Genomic DNA, 7,660 nt, shown 5'->3' on the forward strand with positions numbered 1-7,660 from the left:
TGGCATTTCCAAACAAGCCTTTTAAAAGAAGCTTATTTTCGAGAAGATCCTTTTTCAGATGCTGCTGTTCCATTATTATCTCCCCCCATCTAGTATTCCCGTCAAATGTATGGTTTTAATCACATTCGGCAATATTGAAGATGGAGGTGGTTTAATTGTTACTTCTGGTTCTACGTACTTTTTTAATCTACATTCTAATTATTTTTGCTATGCGCCTTATGGGGAAAAAGCAATTGGGAGAATTACAGCCTTCTGAATTAGTATCGACCATTTTAATATCAAATCTTGCTTCAATTTCGATTGAATCTCCTGAACTTCCCTTGGTCAGTAGTATCATCCCTGTCTTTCTGATTGTGAGTCTTGAAATTTTAATCTCCTCTTGGTGTGTTCGTTCCCATCGAATGGCTAGAATGGTCGCGGGTTCCCCAAAAATCATTATCCAAAACGGCGTTATTGACCAGCATATGTTGAAAGAACTTCGCTTTTCCGCGGAAGATTTATTAGAAGCCCTACGGGGAAAAGATATTTTTGAACTAGAGCAAGTTTCTTTTGCTATGGTCGAAACCAACGGAAGTATCAGCGTACAAAAAAAATTCGAATATGAAACTCCTACCAATAGCCAACTTGGGCAAAAATCTCCTGCCGCACAACAACCATCTCTGCCTCTTATTGTGGATGGTGCAATTTTAATAGAAAATTTATCCATTCTGGGACTGAATAAAAAGTGGTTACAAAAGCAATGTGAAGCACACAAACTTGAACCTCAAGATATTTTAGTTTTCTTGTGTGACGACGCAGGACACATAACCTTTATTCCCAAACAGTCCTCTAAGGAGGAAAGTCCATGAATCGCCGATTGTTTGCAGCTTATCTTATTTTGTTTTTGACATTTCTATTAACGATATTCAGTCATATCCAAATTCAAAAGATTACTTCAAACGTATGTGATGAATTATCCGCAATACGCGCTACTGTTTCCGAACAGGATTACTCATGTGCATCTCAAAAGCTTTGCAAACTTATTGAATACTACAAAGAACAGCAACATTTTTTGGAATTCTTTATTAAACGAGAAACCGTACTATCTATCGCAGTAAATTTGCATGGTCTAAAAGCCTATATCAATGCATCGTCCATCTCCGACTTATATAGTGAAATTGACAAAGTTACAGAGCAAATGTTCATGATGGAACACCTATTCACAGCCATTGTATAAAAAAGCCTCTTTCCCAGCATGTGGAAAGAGGCCTTTTTACTATTCTCTTTTTTGTGAACGCTTATTTAAAAGATCTTTCAACTCATCCATAAAGGTATTAATATCACTGAATTGTCGATAGACAGAAGCAAAGCGGACATATGCAACCTCATCGATTTGTTTTAATTCCTGCATAGCCAGTTCTCCAATATGGATAGAAGTTACTTCTCTCTCATAAGAATTTAGCAACTCCTGTTCAATATTATCTACTGCTGTCTCAAGCATTTTATAAGTTACCGGTCGTTTTTCGCATGCACGCATTAAGCCATTCAAAAGTTTTTGTCTGTCAAATGCCTCGCGAGACTTGTCCTTTTTAATTACCATAAGTGGAACAGTTTCTACAATTTCATATGTAGTAAAACGTTTTGCACAAGACAAGCACTCTCTGCGTCGGCGAATACGTTCTCCGTCATCCGCAGGTCTGGAGTCAATCACCTTTGATTCAATCTCACCGCAATAAGGACACCTCATATCTCTTTGCCTTCCCCTTTCGCTATTTCACTGGCGTTTTAACACAGCCAAATTCGTTGACAAAAGACGTTGCTTTTATTAGCTGGTCTATAGTTTCAAATCCATCTCGATATAACTCGATGACCATGCTAACACGCTCCATATTCACCGTCTGAAAAATTTCCTTCCAATTTTCTAATCCTGTTCCTGGCGGAAGGCAGTCACACGACAATGCATAATCGCTCAAATGCAAATGGCGTATCTTTCCATCCATCACACTCCAAAATTTTGAAAAAGAAATATTGGCACGCCGAGCCTGCTTTAAATCGAAAACGAACTCTACATCATCGTCCGTATTTTGCCTTAACTGCAAAAGCATGTCTGGATCGCCCGATTTGCACCGAACAACATTTTCTTGACATAGGGAAACACCATATTCTCTCCCTATTTTTCTTAAAATACTATAATTTTTACAATAACGTTCAAAAGAATACGTTGTGTTTTTATAATCTCCATGAAACACCAAAATAGGCGCCTCTAAAAAGCTACAAGCATGAAAATACTTTTTATAAAGTTCAACACCATCCCAAAAGCGCGCATCGTACATTGAAGAAAAGAAAAAAGGTTCCATCATGGACGTAAAAGGATGAATTGCGCACACTCGTGTTCCGTTACGTGATAATATTTGCTTTAAAAGAGTTAGATAATCATCTTCCAATTCACAAAAACTATTTAGAAAAATCTCTACACTCGGTACCTTTTGATCACAAATCAATTGTAGCGCCTCGTCCGTTTTCATCGGATAAAAACAGGCCGTAGACAATCCGCATTTCATGAAAATGCACCTCATTTACATTTAGTAATATTATTACACAAAGTACATTTATTTGCAATAGAAAAAGGCGAGCCTAAGCTCGCCTTTTTCTATTTGTTTATGCAGTTGCTTTCTTCTTTTTCGTTCCTTTTTTACGACGGGATTCCCACTCAACCCACAGAGGTCCTGCAATGCACACTGAACTGTATACACCGGATACCATACCGATCATTAAGGGGAACGCAAAAGTAAAGATACTGTCCAATCCAAAAATGACCGAAATTACGCAGACACTTCCCAATGCAAGCAAAGTGGACAACGTCGTATTAATTGTACGCCGTAAACTCTTATTGATGCCTGTATTCACAAGTGCTGCGAAATCAACATGCTTATGACTACTCAAACTGCGGTCTTCACGAATTCGGTCATAAATAACAACCGTATCATTAATGGAATAACCCAGAATGGTAAGCATAGCTGCAATAAAGTTTCCGTTGAGAGGAATACGGAAAATCGCGAAAATGCCGAAGATAACAATCATATCATTCAGCAATGCTACAATTGCCATTGAAGCGCCTCTCCAACCGCCAAGCTTTTTGAAGCGAATGGAAATATAAATCAAAATCAAAACCGCCGCTGCTGCAATTCCAACTAAGCTTTTCGCGAAGAACTCTCCACCAATAGTCGGGTCAACATTACTCATCGAGAGCTGTTCAAAAGCATTGTCTGGATAATTGGAATCCAATTTTGCACTCAAGGCCTCAACTGTCTCTGTTTCAACCGTCTCGGTTCCTGGCAGAGTAATCGTCAAGGTTTGTGAATCAGAAGCAATACTGCTTCCACTCTGTAAAGTCACAGAAGACCCCAGAATATCCTGTACATCCTTTTTCACAGTGTTCATGTCTACTTCGCCAGTGTAGCTATAAGTAATCATGGCACCGCCCTTGAATTGAATATCCATTTTCACCCCAAATACTAAGCTGAAAACGACAATTACAATCAAAAGAGCACTGGAAAAAGCAAAAAACTTTTTACGGTTTCCAACGATGTTGATTTCTTTTTTGGGTTTCTCAGGCGCCCCTGGCTTCAACGCTCCATACAAAACCGGATTGCGCAGGAATTTCAACTTTGAGATTCCTTTGAGCATGACGCGTGTGGAAATAACTCCAAATACGAAGTTCAACAAAACGCCGATCAACAATGTATAACCGAAAGAATAAATTGTTCCAGCCGTGGATGGACCAAACGCAAAGAAAATTGGTCTTAACAGCTTTGCAAAGAAGCTATCTGTCGGGCCAAAGGCTCCCATGAGCATAACCGCTACGATAATAACCGTGACGTTTCCATCAATGATGGGCGTCAATCCACGATCAAAACCTGCGCGCAATGCGCCTTCAATACTCTTTCCTCTGCGAATTTCTTCTTTGATTCGTTCCGCAGTAATAACATTTGCGTCAACGCCCATACCAATTGCAAGAATAATACCTGCAATACCAGGGAGTGTGAGTGTAAAGCTGTTCAGCACAGAGAAATAACCGGACACAAAAGCCAAGGTCATAGCAGTTTGCCCAAGCAAAGCAATGGATGCAACAAATCCCGGCAAACGGTAGTTGAAAATCATAAACAAAACAACCAGAATAAAAGCTATCACTCCGGCCAAAACCATAGCATCCAGTGAGTTAGCGCCTAAGCTGGGACTAATGGTACTATATGTCTCTGCAGTTAATGCAAAGGGCAGTGAGCCAGAATTGATCTGATTGGCCAAGGTGATTGCTTGTTGGCGAGTCTCCTCGTCCGAGCCATTTAAGGAAATCTGAGCTCTTCCGTCGGTGATAGCCGTTTGCACCTGCGGATACGAAATCATCGTATCGTCCATCCAAATTGAAATTGTTCCCTTTGGACTTTCCTCGGACAAACGCTTGGTAGCCTCTGCAAATTTATCCTTTCCAGAGTCGTTCAATTCCAGTGCAACATAATATTCGCCATAAGTTGAACTGTCGCGATTCCCATCTACCCCGGCGGTAGCACTTTTAATATCGGAACCTTCCAAAATGATATTTTCTGCTGTTACGCCAGTAGGTTTACCATCCGAATCAACTTCTTTTCCCTCTCGGAATGTAAGCCTTGCAGTGGCACCAATCTCCTGAATGGCGCTTTCGGGATTAAACTCTGTTTCATCTTCTTTCCACGGGAAACGAACAATAATGCGGTCTTTGTCATAGTCCGCATATACTTCGTTATCCGTGATATTCAGATTTACCAGACGTTGTTCCACGATGGCTTTAGCTGCGTCCATCTGCTCATCTGTGGCATCGTAACCGTCAGCAGGCATGAATGTAACATCCACACCACCGCGAATATCAATGCCGAAACGAATGTTTTGTGCACCTTTAATCCAAATTTTTGTTGTGTCGCCATATTGTGTGCTGACGCCAAAAAATGCCGTAAACGCAAATACGACGATCAGAACAGCCACAACAAAAAAATGCCAAGGTCTGCCTTTTGTTTTCATGGTGTTCCTCCAGAAAAGATTTTATCGAAAACTGCCTTTTTAAGCCAGCAGTTTTTCTACGGTTGCCATTTTTACCGCTACACATAAAAGATGAGTTGCGATTTCCAACTCATGTAGAGGCGGATAGGTGGGCGCAATACGAATATTGGTATCTTCCGGGTCAATACCGTACGGATAAGCTGCTCCTGCCCCGGTCAAAACTACGCCCGCATCTTTACACAACTGAACGGTACGCTTGGCGACACCTTTTGTATATAGACTAATAAAATATCCGCCGTTAGGTTTCGTCCAATGTGCAAGATCAGAATAATCGGATAATTCTTTCTCAAAAATGGAAAGAACCATCTTAAATTTGGGCTCAATAATCTGTCGATGTTTTTCCATGTGCTCTGCAAGGCCACGCATATCCTTCAGAAATTTCACATGACGCAACTGATTGAATTTATCATAACTAATAATCATGGAAAACATATTCTTCAGAATATACTCAATATTTTTCTTGCTAGCAGCCATTGCCGCCACACTCGCCCCTGGGAATGTCACTTTGCTCAATGAACAAAACATCAATGGGCGATCCTCAAAGCCGGTTTTGCGGCATTCGTCAAGAATGTTTAAAACCCGATCCGGTGTATCCGTTACATGATGCACGCAATAGGCATTGTCCCAAAAAATTTTAAAATCAGGTGCTGCGGTTTTCATGGCCGCAAGACGCTGTACGGTTTCATCACTATAAGAATATCCGTCCGGATTAGAATACAAAGGAACACACCAAATTCCTTTTACTTCTTCATCTTTGACGATTTCTTCCACTAAATCCATATCCGGACCGCTCGGCAACATCGGTACCGAGATCAGCTCAAAGCCAAAGTATTCCGTTACGCGGAAGTGTCTATCATATCCAGGACAAGGACATATAAATTTGGGCTTTCCCGCATTCCATGCACGCGGACTGTCTACAAAGCCACTTCTCCAACCAAGCTCCACCAAATAGTACATCATATTCAAACTGGAGTTTCCTCCGACAATGACTTCTTCTGGAGCGGCACCTAAAACCTGCGCAAAGAATTTGCGTGCCTCTGGCATTCCCTCTAGATTCCCATAGTTTCGCGAGTCAATACCAGTCTCTCCGATATAATCAGTGATTGAAAGCATTTCCATGGATAAATCAAGCTGCTCCGGCGATGGTTTGCCTCTAGACATATCCAATTTTAATCCTTTGGCCTGATAATCCGCATAAACCTTTTTTAACAACTGGTACTCATTCTCTAATTGTTTTCGGTCCATGGCAAAATAGTTTGTCACATGCCTTACCCCTCTCCAAAATAATCATAAACCTGTACCCCTTTCCCCTTAGGTACAGTTGTCCATCACATTGGACTTACACAAGTTTATATTATAATATAATTACAACGAAGTTACAAGTTCTGAGCGGTTTTTTACCGCTAGAAATTCTAATGAGCAAACCGCAATGGATAAACTTCATCATAGCACAACAGGGCTTTCCTATTTTTTGAAGGAAAGCCCTGTTTCTTTAAAATGTAAATTTAAACACGGAAACCAACCGATGTATCTCCGTCTAAATCCTTGCCAAATTCATAATCATTTCCTGGCAAAATTGCATTCAGAACAATTCCGACAATGGCCGCAATTGCCAAACCGGACAAATTAATTGTCAAACCGAACACAGGAATGTTGATACCACCAACAGAATTGAAGCCTAAAGCACTTACTAAAATAACCGCGGCGATAATTAAATTGCGAGAATTGGTAAAGTCCACTCGATTCTCAACAATATTCCGCACACCAACCGCAGAAATCATACCATACAGTACAAAAGAAATACCGCCAATGATTGCAGTTGGAATCGTTTGAATAGCTGCACCAACTTTCGGGAAGAACGAAAGAGCGATTGCAAAAACCGCAGCAATTCGCATTACCTTCGGATCATAGACCTTCGTCAATGCCAAAACACCTGTATTTTCGCCATAAGTGGTATTGGCGGGGCCGCCAAAAATTCCAGCCAAACTCGTTGCCAAACCATCACCAAGAAGCGTTCTATGTAATCCCGGATCCGCTAAATAATTTTTTTGCGCTGTAGCGCTAATAGCAGCAATATCGCCGATGTGCTCCATCATCGTCGCAAGAGCAATCGGTGCAATCGTAATACACGCACTAATGCTGAACTTAGCAAAGGATGATGGATGTAGAGCAATGCCGACTACGGAAGCCTCATTGATTGCCGTAAAGTCGACCTCGCCGAGTACAAGTGCAACAATATAAGAACCTATAACACCAATGAGAATGGGCAAAATCTTTACCATTCCGCGTCCCCAAATGTTACAGACGATAATAATCACAAGGGCCACAAATGCCAAAAGCCAATTTTCGGCACAATTAGATATAGCTGTGGGAGCCAAAATCAACCCAATCGAAATAATAATGGGTCCTGTGACAACTGGCGGGAAAAAGCGCATAATCTTTCTCACACCAAAAACTTTAATCAGCGCAGCGAGAATCACATAAATAAGTCCCGATACAACAACACCACCGCAAGCATACGGCAGCAGTTCCACATTTGCACTTCCATCCGCTAAGCGAGGAGCTACCGCCGAAAAACCACCTAAAAATG

At 41.1% G+C, this 7,660-nt stretch carries 7 protein-coding genes; 2 read left to right on the plus strand and 5 right to left on the minus strand.

Features of this window, described 5'->3' with window-relative positions:
- Nucleotides 1-155 precede the first annotated feature (155 nt).
- Complete coding sequence (locus tag AB5H98_RS12050) at nucleotides 156-848, plus strand: DUF421 domain-containing protein (RefSeq protein ID WP_367926141.1); 693 nt, start codon at nucleotides 156-158, stop codon at nucleotides 846-848.
- The gene (locus AB5H98_RS12055) at nucleotides 845-1,216 is read left to right on the plus strand and encodes a DUF4363 family protein (protein WP_367926142.1); all 372 of its coding nucleotides are present in this window, start codon (nucleotides 845-847) and stop codon (nucleotides 1,214-1,216) included. Before AB5H98_RS12050 ends, AB5H98_RS12055 begins: the two co-directional genes overlap by 4 nt.
- A gap of 39 nt (nucleotides 1,217-1,255) precedes the next feature.
- Here the strand turns inward: AB5H98_RS12055 and nrdR are convergent, their stop codons facing one another.
- The 5 genes from nrdR to AB5H98_RS12080 all read right to left on the minus strand — a co-directional run.
- Nucleotides 1,256-1,726, minus strand: coding sequence for a transcriptional regulator NrdR (gene nrdR / locus AB5H98_RS12060; RefSeq protein ID WP_367926143.1), 471 nt, complete (start codon nucleotides 1,724-1,726; stop codon nucleotides 1,256-1,258).
- 22 nt (nucleotides 1,727-1,748) lie between these two features.
- Entirely contained in the window at nucleotides 1,749-2,480 is a 732-nt protein-coding gene (locus AB5H98_RS12065; protein ID WP_367926144.1) for a sugar phosphate isomerase/epimerase family protein, read from the minus strand.
- 157 nt (nucleotides 2,481-2,637) lie between these two features.
- Entirely contained in the window at nucleotides 2,638-5,031 is a 2,394-nt protein-coding gene (gene secF, locus AB5H98_RS12070; RefSeq protein WP_367926145.1) for a protein translocase subunit SecF, read from the minus strand.
- 39 nt (nucleotides 5,032-5,070) lie between these two features.
- Nucleotides 5,071-6,333, minus strand: coding sequence for an aminotransferase class I/II-fold pyridoxal phosphate-dependent enzyme (locus tag AB5H98_RS12075; protein WP_367926146.1), 1,263 nt, complete (start codon nucleotides 6,331-6,333; stop codon nucleotides 5,071-5,073).
- Between the two features lie 242 nt (nucleotides 6,334-6,575).
- On the minus strand, nucleotides 6,576-7,660 hold a 1,085-nt coding region (locus AB5H98_RS12080; RefSeq protein ID WP_367926147.1), incomplete at its 5' end, for a uracil-xanthine permease family protein.

Origin of the sequence: uncultured Ruthenibacterium sp. (assembly GCF_963558415.1) — a bacterium.
Lineage (GTDB): Bacteria > Bacillota > Clostridia > Oscillospirales > Ruminococcaceae > Ruthenibacterium.